This window comes from Streptomyces sp. NBC_00670, from assembly GCF_036226765.1.
Lineage (GTDB): Bacteria > Actinomycetota > Actinomycetes > Streptomycetales > Streptomycetaceae > Streptomyces.
This window is the reverse complement of the sequence record NZ_CP109017.1, coordinates 7,322,974-7,340,108: the sequence shown is the minus strand read 5'-3', so window position 1 is coordinate 7,340,108 and position 17,135 is coordinate 7,322,974. Positions and strand designations below refer to the sequence as shown.

Annotated in this window: 16 protein-coding genes; 9 read left to right on the top strand and 7 right to left on the bottom strand. The window is 73.9% G+C overall.

The annotated features are described in order from the left end of the window. Nucleotides 1-69: 69 nt before the first annotated feature. Nucleotides 70-1,305, bottom strand: coding sequence for an STM4014 family protein (locus OIE12_RS32265; RefSeq protein WP_329141491.1), 1,236 nt, complete (start codon nt 1,303-1,305; stop codon nt 70-72). Next, complete coding sequence (locus tag OIE12_RS32260) at nt 1,302-2,267, bottom strand: STM4015 family protein (RefSeq protein WP_443053991.1); 966 nt, start codon at nt 2,265-2,267, stop codon at nt 1,302-1,304. Before OIE12_RS32260 ends, OIE12_RS32265 begins: the two co-directional genes overlap by 4 nt. 198 nt (nt 2,268-2,465) lie before the next feature. Here OIE12_RS32260 and OIE12_RS32255 point away from each other — a divergent pair, with 198 nt between their 5' ends. After that, nucleotides 2,466-2,792, top strand: a complete 327-nt coding sequence (locus OIE12_RS32255) for a hypothetical protein (protein WP_006140196.1) — start codon at nt 2,466-2,468, stop codon at nt 2,790-2,792. A gap of 100 nt (nt 2,793-2,892) precedes the next feature. Then, a complete protein-coding gene (locus OIE12_RS32250) occupies nt 2,893-4,125 on the top strand; it encodes a DUF6745 domain-containing protein (protein ID WP_329141490.1) in 1,233 nt (410 codons plus the stop codon). 7 nt (nt 4,126-4,132) lie between these two features. Here OIE12_RS32250 and OIE12_RS32245 read toward each other — a convergent pair whose 3' ends face one another. Both OIE12_RS32245 and OIE12_RS32240 read right to left on the bottom strand, forming a co-directional pair. Beyond that, nucleotides 4,133-4,954: an alpha/beta fold hydrolase gene (locus tag OIE12_RS32245; RefSeq protein ID WP_329141489.1), complete on the bottom strand. Its 822-nt coding sequence runs from the start codon at nt 4,952-4,954 to the stop codon at nt 4,133-4,135. A 39-nt stretch (nt 4,955-4,993) separates the two neighbouring features. Further along, nucleotides 4,994-5,575, bottom strand: coding sequence for a TetR/AcrR family transcriptional regulator (locus tag OIE12_RS32240; protein WP_329141488.1), 582 nt, complete (start codon nt 5,573-5,575; stop codon nt 4,994-4,996). A gap of 193 nt (nt 5,576-5,768) precedes the next feature. On the opposite strand from OIE12_RS32240, the gene OIE12_RS32235 reads away from it, so the two are divergent. The 4 genes from OIE12_RS32235 to OIE12_RS32220 all read left to right on the top strand — a co-directional run bounded on the left by OIE12_RS32235 (nt 5,769) and on the right by OIE12_RS32220 (nt 9,955). After that, complete coding sequence (locus OIE12_RS32235; RefSeq protein ID WP_329141487.1) at nt 5,769-6,704, top strand: alpha/beta hydrolase family protein; 936 nt, start codon at nt 5,769-5,771, stop codon at nt 6,702-6,704. A 93-nt stretch (nt 6,705-6,797) separates the two neighbouring features. Continuing rightward, the gene (locus OIE12_RS32230) at nt 6,798-7,394 is read left to right on the top strand and encodes a helix-turn-helix domain-containing protein (RefSeq protein ID WP_329141486.1); all 597 of its coding nucleotides are present in this window, start codon (nt 6,798-6,800) and stop codon (nt 7,392-7,394) included. Nucleotides 7,395-7,503: 109 nt separating this feature from the next. Next, on the top strand, nt 7,504-8,409 hold the full coding sequence (locus OIE12_RS32225) for a class I SAM-dependent methyltransferase (RefSeq protein WP_329141485.1): 906 nt from the start codon (nt 7,504-7,506) through the stop codon (nt 8,407-8,409). 154 nt (nt 8,410-8,563) lie between these two features. Continuing rightward, nucleotides 8,564-9,955, top strand: a complete 1,392-nt coding sequence (locus tag OIE12_RS32220) for an erythromycin esterase family protein (RefSeq protein WP_329141484.1) — start codon at nt 8,564-8,566, stop codon at nt 9,953-9,955. A 35-nt stretch (nt 9,956-9,990) separates the two neighbouring features. On the opposite strand, the gene OIE12_RS32215 is transcribed toward OIE12_RS32220, so the two are convergent. After that, entirely contained in the window at nt 9,991-10,881 is an 891-nt protein-coding gene (locus tag OIE12_RS32215) for a trimeric intracellular cation channel family protein (RefSeq protein ID WP_329141483.1), read from the bottom strand. A gap of 147 nt (nt 10,882-11,028) precedes the next feature. Further along, complete coding sequence (locus OIE12_RS32210; RefSeq protein ID WP_329141482.1) at nt 11,029-12,450, bottom strand: FAD-dependent oxidoreductase; 1,422 nt, start codon at nt 12,448-12,450, stop codon at nt 11,029-11,031. Between the two features lie 195 nt (nt 12,451-12,645). Between OIE12_RS32210 and OIE12_RS32205 the strand changes: the two genes are divergently transcribed. Next, complete coding sequence (locus OIE12_RS32205) at nt 12,646-13,620, top strand: helix-turn-helix transcriptional regulator (RefSeq protein WP_329141481.1); 975 nt, start codon at nt 12,646-12,648, stop codon at nt 13,618-13,620. A 64-nt stretch (nt 13,621-13,684) separates the two neighbouring features. Here the strand turns inward: OIE12_RS32205 and OIE12_RS32200 are convergent, their stop codons facing one another. Beyond that, nucleotides 13,685-14,485 (bottom strand): GntR family transcriptional regulator, encoded by an 801-nt coding sequence (locus OIE12_RS32200; RefSeq protein WP_329141480.1) that lies wholly within the window; start codon nt 14,483-14,485, stop codon nt 13,685-13,687. A 157-nt stretch (nt 14,486-14,642) separates the two neighbouring features. Between OIE12_RS32200 and OIE12_RS32195 the strand changes: the two genes are divergently transcribed. After that, entirely contained in the window at nt 14,643-15,956 is a 1,314-nt protein-coding gene (locus OIE12_RS32195) for a D-tagatose-bisphosphate aldolase, class II, non-catalytic subunit (protein ID WP_329141479.1), read from the top strand. Beyond that, a complete protein-coding gene (locus OIE12_RS32190) occupies nt 15,953-17,125 on the top strand; it encodes an SIS domain-containing protein (protein ID WP_329141478.1) in 1,173 nt (390 codons plus the stop codon). The genes OIE12_RS32195 and OIE12_RS32190 overlap by 4 nt, the downstream gene beginning before the upstream one ends. Nucleotides 17,126-17,135 lie beyond the last annotated feature (10 nt).

Sequence of the window (17,135 nt, the reverse complement as noted above, 5' to 3'; positions counted from 1 at the left end):
TGGGCCGGGCGGTCCGGATGTGGCCGGTGGGCCGGGTACGGCGGATTGGTGCATGGGTGGTCCTGTTCGTTACGGGTGGTGCTGGTGGTGCGGGTGTGCCGCGCTGCCGAGGGTGGGGGCCGCCGGGTCGTGGGTGCCGTGGCCGCGCAGGACGGCCGCGACCTGAGCCGCGTACGTGTCGGCCCCCTCCGCGCCGCTGCCGGGCAGACCGGTCAGCCCGGGCAACAGGTCGCCGAAGGCGTTGACCTCGCCGACGAAGGCCCTGCGCCAGCCGATCGCCGGCAGCAGGTCCACGCCGACGCACAGGGTGCGCGGGAAGCAGGCCGCGGCCCGCTCGCACACCTGGAGCACGTCCGCCCAGCGGGCGCCCGCGGTCTCCACCGCCTCGCGCACCGCGTCGAGATCGCCGCGCCGGCCGCCGAGGTGGAGGTTGGTCATCGGGGTGCGGCTGGTGCGGACCACGGCGTGGGTGGCCCGGCCGGCCACCACGACCACCCGGAGGTCGGCCGCGCGGCCCTGCTGGGAGGCCTTGGGCAGCCAGCGTTCCAGGTGCAGCCCGTCGGGTGCGAGGGCGTCGACGATCGCGGCGATCTCCTGTTCGCTCTCGTAGCGGCGCACCTTGAGGGAGTTGTACAGCAGGCCGTCCGGGGTCCTTTCCACCGAGGTGGTGGCCCGGATCCGGCCGCCGCCCGTCTCGACGGCCAGGACCCCCGAGGCGGACGAGCCGTGCGCGAGCTTGACGAACGCGCGCGGCATTCGGTGAACACGCATCAGCGACCGTACGTCGTCCCAGCCGCGCACCGGGGCGGCGTCCGGGCCCGAGGTGGGCGAGGCGGGGACCGGAACGCCGGCCGCCCGGAGGACGGCGTGGCAGCGGCGTTTGTCGAACAGCACCGCGAGGTCGTCGGGGTCGTCCAGACGGACGCCGCCGCGCAGGGTGCCCACCGCGGCCGTGAAGCGCGCGTACCAGCGGGCCGAGCCCTCCACCCGGGCGGGGTCCTCGGCGTCTCGCAGCAGGCGGTCGGCCTCGGGGTCCTCGCCCGGCGAGTCGAGGCGCACGATCTCGTCGGCGGCGAAGTCCGCGCCCCCCTCACGCAGCACGTCGAGCCACGGCACGACGCGCGGACCGGGCAGCCCGGCCGCGCGCACCGCCTGTGCGAACAGGGTCACCCGGCGGTTGCCGGGGTTGCCGACCACCGCCAGGCGCCGGCCGTGCGGCGGCGGCACGGCCGGTGACCCGGCCGGCGGGACCGCGGACGGCGCCCGGCGCGGCGCCCTCGGTCCCGCCGTGTCGGAGAGGCTCATTCGCCCACGGCGATGTAGCGCCACACCGTGCCGTCGTCCTCCGTGTCCTCGTCGGCGTCGCCCCGTTCCAGTTCGAGCTCCACGCCCGCCGGCTCCAGCACCTGGCGGAGGCGGTCGCGCATGGGCTCGCTGAGGTAGTTGTGGTGCAGGTCGAGCCGGCGCAGGTGGGTCAGCGGCTGTCCGCCCAGGAGCGCGCCGGCACCCTCGTCCGTCAGTACGCCCATGGACATGTCCAGTACCTCGAGCCGGGCCACGACCGGGGCGGCGGCGACGGCCGCGGCCACCGCGTCCTGCATCTCGCTGTTGCGCAGGGCGAGATGGCGCAGCTTCGGCAGGCGCGCACCGGAGAGGATCGGCTCCAGGTCGGCGACCTCGCTGTCGCCGCCGTAGTCGGGGGTGCCCAGCCACAGGTCGAGGTGCTCGAGGGCGGGCAGGTCGCTGGCGCCGACGCCGCGCACCATCGCGGCGGGCAGTCCGCCGGCCTGCGCCTCCAGCCGGCGCAACCCCTCATGGCGCAGGGCGGGGAACTCCAGTCCGCTGCCGCCGCGCACCCCGAACTCCTCCAGCGCGGGGTAGGCGGCGAGGAGCGGGGTGACGTCGCTCTGGCTGATCCACGATATCTCGGCCTCCTCCATCGAGATGTCGCCGAGGAAGACCGCGCGCAGCGCCGGGAACCGGCCCCGTGCGGCCACCAACGTCTCGACGACCTCGGAGGAGTCGCCCTCGTACGCTGCCGCCCACGCGCCCACGACCAGCGCCCGCACCCGAGTGGTGTCGACGCCCTCGCAGAACCGCCCGAACGCCTTGGGCCACTCCTCGTCGACCTCGTACAGGCGGCTGCTGACGCGCCAGGCGACCGAGTCGGCGGCGGGCAGGCCGTCCAGGGGCTCGTCGGGGGCCGGGAAGTCGTGGGCGGGCAACCCGTACAGCGTCTCGATCTCGTCGGCGTCGTACACGCGCATGCTCCTTGGCAGTTGATTGCGGCAGTCCCGCGATTGCCGCAGTTCTACCAAGAGCCACTGACACTCGCCGTCGGCGGGGCGGACGGAGCGCGGTGCGGGGACGGATCGCGCGGCGGTGCGGGGGGCGTTGTCAGTGGTGGGTCCTACGGTGTCGTTCATGAGGCCGGTGCACGGTGCACCCGGCCGGAGGGGAGAGCCATGTACCGGCAGGGAGACGTACTGATCGTGCCCGTCGCGGAGGAAGCGGTCCCGGCTCATGTGGCGCACGCGCCGAGGGAGCGGCGGGACGCGCGGGGCCGGCTCGTGCTGGCGCTCGGCGAGGTGACGGGGCACGCCCACGCGGTCGTCGGGCCGGGCGAGTTGATACGTGAGCCGGGCCCGTTCGGGCCGATGCTGCTGCACCTGCCCCGGGGCGGCCGGGTGGTGCACGAGGAGCATGCGGTGATCACGCTGCCGGAGGGTTGGTTCCGGGTCATCAGGCAGCGGGAGTACGTGCCCGGGTCCGTGCGCATCGTGGCGGACTGAGCGGGTCCGCGGCGCCGGCAGGGACCGGACGGACGCGGGTGTGGGCGCAGGCGTGGGTGTGGACGCCGGCGCGAGGCCGGAAGACATGAGGGACACGAACATGAGCGGGAACGGAACGGACATGAGCGGGGCGGGCATGAGCGGTGCGGGCGGGGACAGCGGGGCGGACGGCAACGGCGCGGCGGACACCGCCGGAACGGAGCCGGCGGACGGCGTTGCGACGAACGACGGTTCCGTGAAGCCCACTTCGGCGCGCGGCGACTCGGCGGACACCACTTCGGCGCACGGCGACTCAGTGGACACCACGTCGACGGACGACGGCTCCGTCGACGGGCTGGGCACGTGGCGTACGTGGGCGCGGGCCATCGTCCCCGCCGACCGTGCGGCGGCCGAGGCGGGCGTCCGGGCGGCCTACCGGGCGGCCGGGCTCCCCGAGCCCGAGCGGATCGTGTGGGCCGGGTCCCCGCGCGCGGCCGTGTCCTTGATACGGGAGCTGACCGACCGGGGCGCCTGTGTCCGGGACGTGGTCCGCGACGCCCCCTGGGCCGCCGAACGCGCCCGACTGCACGCCGAGTTGGGCGCCGGCGGCTGGTCGGAGCACTGGGCGGCGACGGGCGGCCGGCTGTGGGAGTCCACGCAGGCCCTGGTGGACCGGATCAGGACCGGGGTGCTGGAGGATCTGGCCGGCGGGACGACGGGCAAGGAGGCGACCGCGGTGCGGCTGCTGCTCCTGGAGGCGGTGCTCGGGCAGCACGACGCGCCGTGGCTCGCCGCGTTCGCCCCGGCCGGCGGTCCGTTCGAGGCGCTGACCGAGGTGTGCCGCAGCGCCGGCTGGTGGTGGCCGTACGCCCGGGTCGCCGTCATGTCGGAGCGGCCCGTGGCGTTGCACCAGGACGAGGCCGGGCGGCTGGACAACGGGGAGGGCCCCGCCCTGGCCTACCCGGACGGCTTCGCCCTGCACGCCTGGCGCGGCATGCCGGTCCCGGCCGACTTCCTCACCGAACTGGCGACGCTGACGCCGGTCCGGATCCACAAGGAGGAGAACGCCGAACTGCGGCGCGTGATGCTGGAGTACTACGGCTACGACCGCTACCTCAAGGACTCCGACGCCAAACCCCTGCACCGCGACGAGACCGGCACCCTGTGGCGCATCGACCTCGTCGGTGACGAACCGCTGGTGATGGTGGAGGTACTCAACTCCACCCCCGAGCCGGACGGCACGCACCGCACCTACTGGCTCCGCGTGCCCCCGAGGACCCGCACGGCGAAGGAGGGGGTGGCCTGGACGTTCGGTGTCGACGCGGAGGTGTACGCGCCGTCGCAGCAGACCTGACGCGCGGTCAGTCCCGGGCGCCGGGCGGGCGGCGCCCGTCGGCGAGGAACCGCGAGATCAGCTCGTGCAGGACGCCGGGCCGTTCCAGCTGCAGGTCGTGTCCGGTGCCGGGGACGCTGACGGACGTCATGTCGGGGCGCTGCCGCAGCAGTTCACCGATCTCCGCGGGCGGGAGGAGGCTGGACCGGGCCAGGACGAGCAGGGTGGGGCAGGCGACCTCTCGCCACTCGTGGGCGAAGGAGCGCCGGGCCGGCTCCGCCAGTGAGCCGACCATGACGTCCCGGTCGAAGCGCGGCCACAGCAGGCCGTCGCGCTCCTCCAGGCCGTCCGCCCAGCCCTCGCCGACGGGCCCGCCGCCGAAGAACCGGACCGCGGTGTCGCGCGAGCGGAAGGGCACCGGCCACGAGTCCAGCCACGCCCCGATGCGGGCCGGGGCGTCCGGGTTCGGCTCGCCCGCCCCGGCCTCGACGAGGACGAGCGCGCGGACCAGCGCGGGGTGCCGCGCGGCGGTGAGGACGGCCGTGTGCCCGCCGAGCGACTGACCTACCAGGACGGGTGACTCCAGGCCCAACCGGTCCGCCACGGCGACGACATCCGCGACGTACGCGGAACGGGAGACGTCCGGCGGGAGCCGTTCGCTCGCGCCGTGCCCGCGCTGGTCCACCGCGACGACCCGGTGCGTGGCGCTCAGCCGCGCGGCCAGGGCGTCCCATTCGCCGGCGTGGCCGGCCAGCCCGTGCAGCAGCACCACCGGCGGCCCGCTGCCGCCCCAGTCCCGGCAGACCAGCCGTACGCCGTCCCGGACGACCGTGCGCTCCGTCCACGTCATCCCCCGCCCCTTCCCTCTCCGTCCCGACGCCCCCTGCCCTCAGCCCTGTTCCCGCAGGCCCGCGACGAGGAGGGCGACGAGCCGGCGCGCGTCGTAGTCGGGGTCGCGCTCGGCGCCGATGCAGAGGTTGCCGATGCCGTGCAGGAACTGCGGCGCGTCGAGGCCCGGGCGGATCTCGCCGGCGGCCACGGCCGCGTCGAGGAGGTCCGCGCACACCGGCAGCAGCCGGTCGAGGAAGTAGGTGTGCAGGGTCTCGAAGCGGGTGCTGTCGGTGCGCAGTGCGGCGGCGAGGCCGTGCTTGGTCACCAGGAAGTCGACGAAGAGGTCCACCCAGCGTGCGAGGGCGGCGTGCGGTGTCGGAGCGGAGGCCAGCAGGGCGGGTCCGGCCTCGACACAGGCGTCGACCTGGTGCCGGTAGACGGCGATGACGAGGTCGGCCCGGGTGGGGAAGTGCCGGTAGAGCGTGCCCATGCCGACGCCGGCCCGGGCCGCGATGTCGCGCACGGGCGCGTCCACTCCCGAGGCCACGAAGACCTCGGCGGCCGCGTCCAGCAGCGTCTGCTCATTGCGCCGGGCGTCCTTGCGTCTGCCCCCGGCCACCCGTGTGGCGCCGTCGTTCACCGTGGTGCTCCTTTTCCGCACGTGGCCGTTCCCGGGAACATTGCGAAGCGGAGCAATGTTCCGTATCGTGAGCGGAGCAACGTTCCGCTTCTGTCCATCCTGGCAGCTCCACGGCGTGGCGTCCATCCGCGCGCCCCGGCGCTCCCTGGGGACGCCTCTCACCACCACACATACCGAACGGAAGGCTCGACCCATGCCGAACACGGCCGACCTGCGGGAGACCGCTCCCCCGCCCACCCCGGTGATCTCCCTGCGCCCGGTCCTCCTGCCCGCCCCGGGACGCGGCGACGACCTCCAGGTCCGCGTCTCCGCCCCCGCGAGCGGCGGTGACTTGCCGATCGTCGTCTTCTCGCACGGCTTCGGCGGATCGATGAACGAGTACGGTCCGCTGGTGGACTACTGGGCCGCCTCCGGTTTCGCGGTCGTCCAGCCCACCCACCTCGATTCCCGGACGCTCGCCCTTCCCCCCGAGGACCCCCGCACACCGCGCATCTGGCGTCACCGCATCGAGGATCTGGTCCGTGTGCTGGACCACCTCCCCCTGCTGGAAGCCGCGGTGCCGGGCCTCGCCGGGCGGCTCGACCACGGCAGGATCGCCGTGGCCGGCCACTCCTGGGGCGCACAGTCGGTGAGCACCCTGCTGGGTGCGCGCGTGCTGGACGACGAGGGCGTGCCCGGCGAGGACATGACCGACAGCCGGGTCACGGCTGGCGTCCTGCTCGCGCTGACCGGCCTCGGGGACAGCCTGACGCCGTTCGCCGCCGAGAACTTCTCCTTCATGAAGCCCTCGTTCGACGGGATGACCGCGCCGGCCCTCATCGTCGCCGGGGACAACGACCAGTCCCTCCTCTCGACCCGCGGTCCGGACTGGTTCACCGACCCCTACTTCTACAGCCCGGCCCCGAAGAGTCTGCTCACGCTGTCCGGGGCGGAGCACTCGCTCGGCGGCATCTACGGCCAGGAGGTGACGTCGACAACGGACGAGAGCCCCGCGCGTGTCGCGCTGATCCAACGGCTCACGACGGCCTTCCTGCGCGACGCCCTCGTTCCGGGCGACACCGGCTGGCAGGCGGCGGCCGCCGCTCTGGAGGAGGGGCGCGACCCACTGGGGAAGTTGCAGAGCAAGTAGGACCGACTGCCGCGCCGCCACGCCGCTCGCGGACCGGGCGCTCCGGGAGCGGCGGGCGCGCAGGCGTTGCCGGTGCGGCATACGATGCTGCTCATGACGCAAGACACTGACGGCGATCTGGACAGTCTGGTGCGCAAGCGCATCCGTGCCCTGCGGATGGCGCAGGGGTGGTCCCTGGAGGAACTGGCCGCCCGGGCCAGGCTCAGCCAGTCCACGCTCAGCCGGATCGAGACCGGACGGCGGCGGCTGGCCCTGGACCAGCTCGTCACCCTCGCCCGCGCGCTGGACACCTCCCTCGACCAGCTGGTCGAGACCGCCGCCGACGACGTCGTCTCCCACCCGGCGATCGACGCGGCCCGCGGGCAGCAGAGCTGGCCGCTCAAGGCGCAGCCCGGCGTGACCGTCGTACGGCAGCGCATGACCAACCCGCCGCCCGGCAACCCCTCCCGGATGCGGGCCCACCCGGGCCACGAATGGCTCGTCGTGCTGTCCGGCACCGCGACCCTGCTGCTGGGCAACCGGCGGCTGCGGATCGAGACCAACCAGGCGGCGGAGTTCCCCACGATGCTGCCGCACGCGATCGGGGCGGAGGGCGGACCGTGCGAGATCCTGGGCATCTTCGACCGCGATGCCCGCCGCGGCCACCAGCGCGGCGAGGACACCGGCCGGCCCGCGCGCCCGTCGTCCTGACCACTCCTCGGCGCCCGCTTCTTGCGCGTGCGGCAGCACGGTCCGCCTCTTCCTTGCCCAGGCGGGGAACGGCCGGGCCGTACGCGGCCGGGCCGCTTAGCGTGGCCGTATGAACCCCCCTTCCCCGCACGCGACACACCACCACGCCGCCCACCAGGAGCACGAGCACACGCACGAGCACACGCACGACTCCGACGACCAGTCGGAGCTGCTCGACCTGGACGCGGAGGTGCTCGCCGACCACCTCGCCTCCCTCATCGACTGGCTGCCCGTCGGGAGCGGCCCCCGCCGCATCGTCGATCTCGGCTGCGGCACCGGCGCCGGCACCTTCGCCCTGCTCAGGCGCTTCCCGCAGGCGGAGGTGACGGCCGTCGACTCCTCGGCCGCCCATCTGCACCGGTTGCGGGAGAAGGCGGCCGCGGCGGGCGTCGCCGACCGGGTGCGCGCCGTGACGGCGGACCTCGACGCCGCCGAGTGGCCCGACCTGGGCACTCCCGACCTGGTGTGGGCGTCGGCCTCCCTGCACCACATGGCCGATCCGGAGCGCGCGCTGCGCCGGGTGCACGGTCTGCTGGCCCCGGGCGGGCTGCTGGCGGCCGTCGAACTGGCCGGCTTCCCCCGGTTTCTGCCCGCCGACGCCCCCGAGGCGGCCCCGGGCCTGGAGGACCGCTGCCATGCCGTGCTCGACCGCCACCACGCCGCACACCTGCCCCACCGCGACGCCGACTGGGCGACCCTGCTGACGGGCGCCGGGTTCACCGTGGAGGACGAACGCACCCTCGCCGTCGACCTGAAACCGGGCACGGACATCCCGTCCGGCGACGACGCGGTCGCCCGCTACGCGCTGGGCAGTCTGCGCCGGATCCGCGACGGTGTCGCCCCCGAACTGTCGCCGCGGGACCTGGCCGCGCTCGACGAACTGCTCGACCCGGACGGGCCGCGGTCCCTGCCGCGCCGGAAGGATCTCGGGGTGCGCACCACGCGCACGGCCTGGGCGGCCCGCCGCACCGCCTGAGCCGCCAGGCTGCTTTGCACCGCCCGCCGCACAGGACGTGTGGGGGAACGCCGAAGCTGCGGCGTTCCCCCCGCTCCTGGTGGTGCCCGCTGTACCACGAGGTGGGCAGCGCATGGGTTGGTGGGCGCGGGGGCGCGCGCGGGAGTCTGAGGCCATGACACGACGCACGGCCATCCTCATCCCCTCGGCACTCCTCACGCTCGCCACCCTCGCCCCGGCCACACCGGCCCTGGCGGACACGGCGACCCACTCCCCGGCGCAGGTCTCGGCGGCGGACAGCTCCGGCCGCGCCGCCGACCGGGTGGTGCGGGGCATCGACGACAGCGCCCACACCCTGCGCACCACCGACCCCGAGAGCGGTCTGCGGGACCTGCGCGCACTGAACCCCATGATCGGGAACGCCCAGGTGGTGGGGCTCGGCGAGGCCACCCACGGCTCCGCCGACTTCTTCCGCATGAAGCACCGGGTGCTGCGCCACCTCGTCCAGGAGAAGGGCTTCCGCGCCTTCGCCCTGGAACTGCCCTGGAGCAGCGGGCTGCGCCTCGACGACTACGTGGTGCACGGCAAGGGCAACCTGGAGGACATCGCGCACGACGAGTTCCAGGGCTCGTACGACCTGTGGAACAACCAGGACTACCGCGACCTCATCGAGTGGATCAGGGCCTACAACGTCCACCACCCGCACGACCCGGTGCACTTCGTGGGCGACGACATGGGCTACGCCGGTCCTGAGCTGTACGACCGGATCACCGACTACGTGGCCGACGCGCACCCGGAACTGCTGGACCGGGTCACGTCCCTCTACTCAGGCCTGAGGCCCACGACCGACGCCGCGACGTACGGCAAGCAGTACCTCGAACTGTCCCTGGCCGAGCGCGAGGACCGGGCCGAGCGCACCGGGAAGGTGCTCGACCTGCTGGCGAAGCAGCGCCCGGGGCGCGGCGCGGACGCCCGCGCCCGCCTGTGGGCGGTGCAGAACGCCCGGGCCGTGCATCAGATGGCCCAGGTCTTCTCCTTCGACACGAACGACGACGCCCAGGTCGTGCGGATGATGAAGTACCGCGACCGGACGATGGCCGAGAACACGCTGTGGTGGCACCGGCACACCGGCGACCGGATCCTGCTGTCGGCGCACAACACGCACGTGTCCTACGACTCGTTCGACCCGCGCTACCCCAAGACCGAGGGCGCGTTCCTGCGTGACGCGCTGGGCACGGACTACGTCAGCATCGGCTTCACCTTCTACGAGGGCAGCTTCAAGGCGTTCGGCACGGACGACGGCGTGGTGCGGACCCGCACGGTCGGCGGCGCGCGGCCGGGTTCGAACGAGTACACCCTGGACCGGGCCCGCCGGCGCGACTACATCCTCGACACGCGCACCGCCCCGCCCGCCGTGCGGGCCTGGCTGGACCAGCGGCACACCACCTACAACATCGGCGCGGGCTGGCCCGACACCTACCAGTACGAGATGGCGCTCGGTGAGGCGCACGACGTCCTCATCCATCTCCACGAGATCCACGCCACCACGTATCTCGGCGCCTCCTGACGCACGGCGGAGGCGGCCCGGGCGGCGCGCTCCCGTCAGCGCCGGCGGGGCTCGTTGCCCGCTTCGTCCTCGTGTCCGGGGTGCGGGAGCGCGGGCCCGCGCCAGCCGAGCCGCGGGTCCGGCACGGACCGGCCGGCGCCGCGGGCGAGGTCCCGCATCTGGATCCGCACCGTGTGCGCCTCGTGGGGGTTCAGCCGCACGGTGTCCGCGTCGGGCGACACGGGTGCCCCCGGCCCTACGTGCTCCACGGCCTCCTGGTGCCGCATCCCGGAGAAGGGGTTGCGCCAGAAGTGCGAGCGCGGGCTGCGCCAGCCGTAGCGCAGGGCGAGCAGCCGCAGGGAGATCGCGAACACCGACGCGCCGACGGCCGTACCGACGTCGAGCAGTCCCGCGAGGTGGAGGACGGCGGTCGAGCCCGCTCCGACGAGGGCGGGCAGTGCGTACAGGTCGCGGTCCCAGCGCAGCAGGGACGGCACCTCCATGGCGAGGACGCTGGCCAGTACGCCGCCGCCGACGGCGCTCGCGGCACCGAGGGTGACGGCGGCGGGGAGGTTGAAGCCATGGACGAGGGCCTTGATGGTGCCGGTGACGCTGAACAGTCCGAGGGCCCCGGCGTCGGACACGTCGAAGATGACGCTCTTGCTCACCAGGAGGTCGTCGTAGAGCCGGTGGCCGAAGTAGACGACGGCGGCGGCCACGACGGGGGTGAAGTAGTAGCCGAGGTCGGTGAAGGCGGCCGGCGGCACCTGGAGGACGAGGTCGCGGAAGAGGCCGCCGCCCAGTCCGGCGGCCTCGCTCAGGATGACCGTGCCGAAGACGTCGAAGTCCCGTCGTACGGCGATGAACGCGCCCGACAGGGCGAAGGCGAAGATACCCAGGAGGTCCATGACGTACTGGGTCGCGCCGCTCAGTTCGTTGATCGGCATCGGGAGGGGCCTCCGGGGCGGGTGAGCAGGTGCGAGAGGTACGGCGGAGCCCGGCCCGGGGACGAGGCACCCGTGAGGCGTCCGAGACCACAGACGCCTCAGGTGCCGCTCAAGTTCCCGTACGGATACGGGAGTTACGCAACCGAGTCAGTCCCGTGCCGCCTCGTTGACGGCGGCGGCGCGCTCCAGCAGGGCGGGGTCGGCCAGGGTGGCGGGGTGGCGCAGCATGAACGAGACGTCGTTGAAGGCCCGGGCGAGATCGCCGTCGTGGAGTGTCGCGGCCGTCAACTGGCCCATCGCCCAGCGCTGTCGGCGGACCTCCTCGGGCACCTCGGCGCCGGTGAGCGCGTCGTGGCGGGCGGCGTCGCCACCGGCGGAGACCGCCCAGGCCGCGTCGACCACGATCCGCTGGAGCGCGAAGAACTCCGCGGCCGCCGCCGCGAGGTCGGGCTTGCCCGTCAGATACGCGGACAGGCAGGAGGCGTGCAGGGTGGCGGAACTCAGTCCCTGTCCGTGCACCGGGTTGAAGGAGGCGACGGCGTCGCCCACGGCGACCAGGCGGGCGGGGAAGCGGCCCGGTCCGGTGAAGGTGCGCCGTCTGCTCTCCGCCTGGTGGTAGGTGACGATGTCGCGGGTGACGGCACCGCTCACGGCCTCGGCGAACAGGGGCGGCAGTTCGGCGCACGCGGCGCGGAACGCGTCGAGTGTCCTGCCTGGCCGGTCCTCGCCGTATCCCATCAGCATGACGATCCACTGGTCGTCCTCGATGGCGTTCACCGCGGCGACGGAGACGCCGCCCGCGTCGTACCCGGGCGAGTGGATGCTCAGCGCGAGGGCGACGTCCAGGTCGGCGGTCCTCGTGCGGCGTGCGAAGTGGGCGGTCGCGTAGTTGATGGGGGCGGGCAGGCGTTCGAGCGGCGGCTCGTCGTAGCCGTCCTGCCGTACCCAGTCCGGGAGCCGGCTCGCGCGGCCCGTCGCGTCCACGACGAAGTCCGCGTCCGCCACCCGCTCGGTGCCGTCCTCGACGAGGCGGACGCCGTCGACGGCGCCGTCGCGGTGGCGCAGCCCCGTGGCGCGGGCGTGCCGGGCGGAGACGTTGGGCAGGGCCAGGACCGCGGCCCGGATGCGGGACTCCAGGAGGGGCCGGCCGATGCCCAGCACCGTCAGGTTGGCGCCGCTGGGTGCCTGGGGGTGCCCGTCGAGGACGGTGCGGGCCCTGTCGATCCCGGTGAGGGTGGCTCCTCGTTCCCGCACGTCCTGCGAGAAGCCCGGCAGCCAGCGTTCGATCCACCGCAGGCCGGCGGGCAGCAGGGTGTGCACCTGCTGGTCCTGCGGGACTCCCCGGCGCGGCGTGCCGTCCGTGGTGACCTCGTCGCGTTCGACGACGACCACGTGGCGGGCGTGGTCGGCGAGCACGCGTGCGGCGAGCAGGCCCGCGACGCTGCCGCCCAGGACGTACGCCGTCTCGAACAGGACGGGTGCGGCGGTGGGCGGCCCGGCGTGGACGAGCCCTTCGAAGACGGAGACGACGGGGACGTCGGAGATGACGGGGTCAACTGATGCGGACACGGGATGCACTCCCCCAGGGATCTGTGGCGAACGACAGGAGTCTTGTCCGTCCGGCACGCGCCGCATTGCACGTCCGTGCCAGGAAACGGCATCCTCGTGCCGTCGTGACCGTACGGAAGAGGGGGAACCAACTACCCCTGCAGCCAACGGTGTTGTCCATTGAGTACGAACAGTGAAGAAGAGGCGGGACGACCCATGCGTGACGAGGGCGGCCCGGCGCCGTGGCCGAGCGACGACGCCTCGGGCGGCTTCACGATCGACCTCGCCGTCCCCTACGCCGACAGCGGCCGCGACCATGTGCTGCGGGAGCGGTGGCGGCGGCAGGCGGGAGAGCTGGTACCGCCCCCTCCCCTGACGCTGCCCCGGCGGAGCGAGGGCGCGTACCGGGTCCGCATCCGGCTGCGGAACCTGGGTGACCTCCGCCTCGAGGACCAGTACAGCGACGCGGTCGCGGGCAGCACCGGCGGGCTGCACGGCCACCACGAGGACCGGATCATGGCGCATCTGACGGTGCGCGGCGAGTGGCGGTTCACCTCGGCGGGGCGGACGTCCGCGGCGGGTGCCGGGCTGCTGTGCGTCCGCCGGAACGACGAGCCGTGGGACTTCACGGTGGCGCGGGGCACGCGGGCGGTCGCGCTCGGCCTGCCCGCGCGGGACATCCGCTTCCCCGCCCGCAGGAACGTGGTGACGGCCGAGCACCGCGCCCCCGCCGTACGGCTGCTCTTCGCCCACCTGCGCGCCTGGGCCGACGTGGCCGACGGGCTCGGCCCCGCCGCTTCGGGGGCGGCCCGCGACGCCGCCGTCGAACTGTTCCACGGGGTGCTGAGCGACCGGGTCGTGGACGACCCCCCGTTCTCGCCGGCCCTGGTGCGGGCCGCGACGGAGTACGTTGAGCGCCGGCTCACCGACCCGGACCTGGATCCCGGGGCGATCGCGGCCGCGCTGCACGTGTCCGTCCGTACGCTGCACCGCGCGTTCGCCCAGGAGGCCACCTCGGTCATGGGACATGTGCGCGAGCGGCGGCTGGACCGGGCCAGGGCGGAGCTGCTGTCCACGTCGCTCACCGTGTCGGAGCTGGCGGCGCGGTGGCACTTCACCGACAGCAGCCACTTCATCAGGACCTTCCGCACACGCTACGGCGCGACACCGAACGCCGTCCGCCGCGCGTGAGCGGACGGCGGGGCGGGCGGCGGACACCGGGCGGGGCGGGCCGCCGTCTGCCGGGCCGCCCGCGTCAGCCGGTGATGGACGCGCGGAAGTGGTACCGGTCGCCCCGGTATATGGCCGCCGTGAGCTCCAGGGGCTGGGAGTACTGGTTGAAGGCGAGCTGCGTCGCCACCAGGACCGGCGTGGCGTCCGTGATCTCCAGCAGCTCGCGCTCCACGTCCGTGGGCTGCCGCGCCTCCACCGAGTAGTCGGCGACGCGCGGCAGTTGGGGCGGGTCCGCGCGGCGCAGGGTGGCGAAGAGGGAGTCCTTGGAGAAGTCCGTCTCGGCGAGCAGCGGGCACAGTTCGAGGGGCAGCCGGTTGTGCTCCAGTACGACGACACGGTCGTCCAGGTAGCGGACGCGGCGCATCTCGAAGAGGTCGGCGCCGGGGCCGATGCGCAGCCGCTCGGCCTCCCGGACGGTGGCCGGGCGCACCTCCGACTCCAGGACCTCCGCACGGATGCGGAAGCCGTGCTGTTCGGCGTAGTCGGCGAAGCCCTGCACCGTGCGGCCCCCGGCGGGGCCCGTGGCGCCCGCAGGGCGGCGCGGTGCGGACAGGACGCGGGTGATGCCCTCGGCGAGGAACCAGCCGCGGGCCGGTGCGGAGGCGATGACGTCGCGCGAGGCCAGTTCGTTGAGCGCCGCGCGCATCGTGACGCGGGAGACGCCGTAGCGGCCGGCCAGCGCGCGCTCCGAGGGGAGGCGGTCGCCGGGCCGGGCGCCGTCGCCGGAGATGTCGTCGAGGAGGCGCGCGGCGACCTGGGCGTACAGCGGGAGGGCGTCGTTGCTGAGGAGTCCCTGCGGGAGGGCGGAGTCCGAGGCGGCCATACCAGTACCGTACCAGTGAGTTGCCATACCAGATAAATACCAGAGGCAGACCATTGACGGCCAGTTTTCAGGCCAGTATCGTTCCAGTTGGCTTCTCCGGGGGCGATTCGGCGGGATTCGCCGGTCCCGCCCGACTTGTGCGACCGTGGGGTGAATCATGAGCAGTGCCTTGGACGAACTGGTGCGGCACCAGAAAGGTGGTGACGCACGGGGGATCACGTCGGTCTGCTCCGCCCATCCGCTCGTGATCGAGGCGGCGGTGCTCCAGGCGCTGGAGTCCGGGGGCGAGGTCCTGGTGGAGGCCACCTCCAACCAGGTGGACCAGTACGGCGGTTACACCGGCATGCGGCCGGACGACTTCCGTTCCCTGGTGCTCGGCATCGCCGAGCGGCTGGGCCTGCCCACCGACCGTGTCGTCCTCGGCGGCGACCATCTGGGCCCCAACCGGTGGCGCGCGCTGCCGCCGGAGGAGGCCATGCGGGAGGCGGAGCAGCTGGTCGCCGCGTACGTCCGGGCCGGCTTCACCAAGATCCACCTGGACTGCAGCTTCTCCTGCGCCGGTGACCCCGCGCCGCTGAGCGACGACGTGGTCGCCGACCGGGCCGCCCGCCTGGTCGCCGTCGCGGAGGCGACGGCACGGGAGACAGGGGCGGAGCGGACCGCCGCGCTCCGGTACGTCATCGGCACTGAGGTTCCGGTGCCGGGCGGCGCACACGAGACGCTGGACGGGGTCCGTCCCACCACGGCGGACGCGGCCCGGCTGACGCTCAAGCGTCACCACGAGGCCTTCGCGGAGCACGGGGTGAGCGGGGTCTGGCCCCGGGTCATGGCGCTGGTCGTCCAGCCGGGCGTCGAGTTCGACCATCTGAAGGTCGTCGACTACGCCCGGGAGCGCACCGAGGAGCTGCGCTCGGTGCTGGACGCCGAGCCCGGCATGGTCTTCGAGGCCCACTCCACCGACTACCAGACCCCCGAGGCGCTGGCCGCGCTGGTCGAGGACCACTGGGCGGTGCTCAAGGTCGGCCCCGGCCTGACCTTCGCGCTGCGCGAGGCGCTCTACGCGCTGGCCGGCATCGAGGAGGAACTGGTCGACACCGCGCGCCGCTCCGGCCTCCCGGAGGTCGTCGAGCGTCGGATGCGCGCCGAACCGTCCTGGTGGGAGGGGTACTACGAGGGCGACGACCGGGAGCGGCGGCTCGCCCGGCGCTACAGCTACAGCGACCGGGTCCGCTACTACTGGCCCGACCCCGCGATAGAGGAGGCCGTGACGGCCCTCTTCGACAACCTCTCCGCCACCGGCATCCCTTTTCCCCTGCTGAGCGCCCGGCTGCCCGAGCAGTACCGGCGCGTGCGGGCCGGCCTGCTTCAGGCGAGCCCGCGGGCCCTGGCCGTCGACCGCGTCCGTGACGTCCTGCGGGACTACGACCGCGCCTGCCGCACCACCACACGCCACGACAAGGAGTACGCGTGACCACCACGACCGACACCCTCCCCTCCCGCCAGGACGGCGCCGAGCACACGGTGGCCGAGATCGGGCAGCAGCCGCGGATGTGGCGCGAGGTCGGCCGGATCCTGACGGACGGCCGGCAGTCGCTGGACGCCTTCCTGGCGCCCTTCCTCGCCCGTGAGGACCTGCGGATCGTGCTGACGGGGGCCGGCACGTCGGCGTTCGCGGGACAGCTGGTCCGCGGGGTGCTGGCCCGTCGCACCGGCCGCCGCGTCGACGCCGTGGCCACCACCGACATCGTCTCCGACCCCTGGGGCGCCTTCGGCGAGGACGTGCCCACCCTGCTGGTGTCCTTCGCCCGCTCCGGGGACAGCCCCGAGAGCGTCGCGGCGGCCGAACTCGCCGGCCGGTGCCTCACCCGGGTCGGCCATCTGGTCATCACCTGCAACAGCGAGGGCCGGCTCGCCCGCGAGCACGCCGCGGACCCCGGCTCCCACGTGTTGCAGATGCCGGCCGCGTCCAACGACCGCGGCTTCGCCATGACGTCGAGCTTCACCTCCATGGTGCTGGCGTGCCTGCTCGCCTTCGGCGCCGTGACCGGCGAGGAGGAGGTCGAGACGCTCGCGAAGGCCGCGGAGCACCTCACCACCGGCGGGCTGGACGACGGCATCGACGCCCTGGTCGCCCGCCGCCCCGAGCGGCTGGTCTACCTCGGCAGCGGTTCCCTGAAGGGGCTGGCGGAGGAGTCCGCGCTGAAGCTGCTCGAGCTGACCGGCGGCGCCGTCGTCGCCTCCTCGGAGTCGGCGCTGGGCTTCCGGCACGGCCCGAAGGCGGTCCTCGACGACCGTACGGCGGTGCTCGTCTACGTCTCGAACGACCCCTACACCCGCTCCTACGACCTGGACATCCTGAGCGAACTGCGGGCCGGGCTCCCCGAGGGCACGGTGATCGCGGTCGCGGGCCGCCCGGACGGGCTGCCCGAGGACGGCTCCTGGCTCGTTCCCGGCGCCGGGGCGGTCGAGGACGCGGCGCTGGCCCTGCCCGCCGTGGTGTGCGCGCAGCTCATCGCGCTGCGCTCCTCCCTCGCCCGCGGGATCCGCCCCGACAACCCGTTCCCCTCCGGCGAGGTGAACCGGGTGGTGCAGGGCGTGACCCTGCACCCGCTTCCGGAGCGCGGCAGCGACCGCGCGTGACGACGACGTG

What these genes read in the sequence shown, in the direction of transcription:
- OIE12_RS32200 (WP_329141480.1), bottom strand. Translation starts at nt 14,485, where the DNA reads ATGGCCGCCTCGGACTCCGCCCTCCCGCAGGGACTCCTCAGCAACGAC.
- OIE12_RS32260 (WP_443053991.1), bottom strand. Translation starts at nt 2,267, where the DNA reads ATGCGCGTGTACGACGCCGACGAGATCGAGACGCTGTACGGGTTGCCC.
- OIE12_RS32205 (WP_329141481.1), top strand. Translation starts at nt 12,646, where the DNA reads ATGCGTGACGAGGGCGGCCCGGCGCCGTGGCCGAGCGACGACGCCTCG.
- OIE12_RS32235 (WP_329141487.1), top strand. Translation starts at nt 5,769, where the DNA reads ATGCCGAACACGGCCGACCTGCGGGAGACCGCTCCCCCGCCCACCCCG.
- OIE12_RS32195 (WP_329141479.1), top strand. Translation starts at nt 14,643, where the DNA reads ATGAGCAGTGCCTTGGACGAACTGGTGCGGCACCAGAAAGGTGGTGAC.
- OIE12_RS32225 (WP_329141485.1), top strand. Translation starts at nt 7,504, where the DNA reads ATGAACCCCCCTTCCCCGCACGCGACACACCACCACGCCGCCCACCAG.
- OIE12_RS32250 (WP_329141490.1), top strand. Translation starts at nt 2,893, where the DNA reads ATGAGCGGGAACGGAACGGACATGAGCGGGGCGGGCATGAGCGGTGCG.
- OIE12_RS32265 (WP_329141491.1), bottom strand. Translation starts at nt 1,305, where the DNA reads ATGAGCCTCTCCGACACGGCGGGACCGAGGGCGCCGCGCCGGGCGCCG.
- OIE12_RS32230 (WP_329141486.1), top strand. Translation starts at nt 6,798, where the DNA reads ATGACGCAAGACACTGACGGCGATCTGGACAGTCTGGTGCGCAAGCGC.
- OIE12_RS32255 (WP_006140196.1), top strand. Translation starts at nt 2,466, where the DNA reads ATGTACCGGCAGGGAGACGTACTGATCGTGCCCGTCGCGGAGGAAGCG.
- OIE12_RS32220 (WP_329141484.1), top strand. Translation starts at nt 8,564, where the DNA reads ATGACACGACGCACGGCCATCCTCATCCCCTCGGCACTCCTCACGCTC.
- OIE12_RS32245 (WP_329141489.1), bottom strand. Translation starts at nt 4,954, where the DNA reads ATGACGTGGACGGAGCGCACGGTCGTCCGGGACGGCGTACGGCTGGTC.
- OIE12_RS32215 (WP_329141483.1), bottom strand. Translation starts at nt 10,881, where the DNA reads ATGCCGATCAACGAACTGAGCGGCGCGACCCAGTACGTCATGGACCTC.